The 1,103-nt window shown below is 55.9% G+C and carries 1 protein-coding gene; it reads left to right on the forward strand.

Annotated elements, in window-relative coordinates; genetic code table 11:
* The first annotated feature begins 102 nt into the window (after positions 1-102).
* Positions 103-1,095: an IS30 family transposase gene (locus E0L35_RS25285; protein ID WP_138801714.1), complete on the forward strand. Its 993-nt coding sequence runs from the start codon at positions 103-105 to the stop codon at positions 1,093-1,095.
* Positions 1,096-1,103 lie beyond the last annotated feature (8 nt).

A 1,103-nucleotide genomic window follows, 5' to 3' on the forward strand; every position in this document is an offset into this window, starting at 1 on the left:
CCTGGATTCATAGAATAACCGCAGCACTTTGGATCACACAGTAGAGGAAGGAGGGCCAGCGCCGGTACCCTCTCGACTTTACCGACCAAAGTGAAGCAGAGCATGGGATACCGACAGCTGACCCAGGCCCAACGATACCAAATTTTTGCTTATCTTGAGACTGGTATCAGCCAGCGACAAATCGCCAATGCTATTGGGGTTCACAGCAGCACCATTAGCCGGGAGATAAAGCGCAATGGGCTTACGACTGGCTATGCTCCTGATCAGGCGCAATCGAGAAGTGATCAGCGCCGACGCAGCGCCTGGAAAGTGACGAAGCGCCTGCCCAGCCTGATGCGATGGGTCACTGATCAACTGATGGACGAATGGAGCCCCCAGCAAATTAGTGGCTTCATGGCGAATGCCAACGGCGTTTGCGTAAGCCATCAGTGGATCTATGCGCTAATCTGGGACGACAAGAAACGCGGCGGCGAATTATGGAAGCAACTCCGGCTACCGCGCCAGCGGCGCTATCAGCGCCGATTGGCCAAGCATGCGGGACTGGGCAAAATTCCACACCGGGTAGGCATTGAACAGCGTCCCGCCGAAGCGGAAGAAAGGCGCCATATCGGCCATTGGGAAGGCGATACGGTGCTCAAAGGCCATAAAGAATCTGGCCTGGTGACCCTGGTCGAGAGACGCAGCGGTTACCTCTTGGCAGCGCGCCTGTCGACGATCACGGCCACTGGAACGGCCAAAGCGATGACCCGTTTATTAAAGCCACGCCGAGGCGCAGTGCAAACCATCACCTTGGATAACGGGTCGGAATTCGCCGAGCACCGACAGGTTGCCAAGGCCGTCTCGGCCAAGACCTATTTTTGCGACCCATACCGCTCATGCCAGCGTGGCACTAATGAAAACACCAACGGCCTGATTAGGCAGTATTTCCCGAAAGGGACGGACTTCCGAAAGGTGAGCGACTCAGCATTAAGGAGAGTCGTTGCCAAGTTGAACAATCGCCCCAGAAAACGCTTGGGGTATCGGACACCGGCACAAGTGTTCCTGGGAGAGTATTCAGGGGCGCTGAAAACCGCGGGTGCTGCGCTTAATGTTTGAATTCAGGA

This window comes from Halomonas sp. ATBC28 (assembly GCF_005937175.1).
GTDB classification, from domain to species: Bacteria; Pseudomonadota; Gammaproteobacteria; order Pseudomonadales; family Halomonadaceae; genus Vreelandella; species Vreelandella titanicae.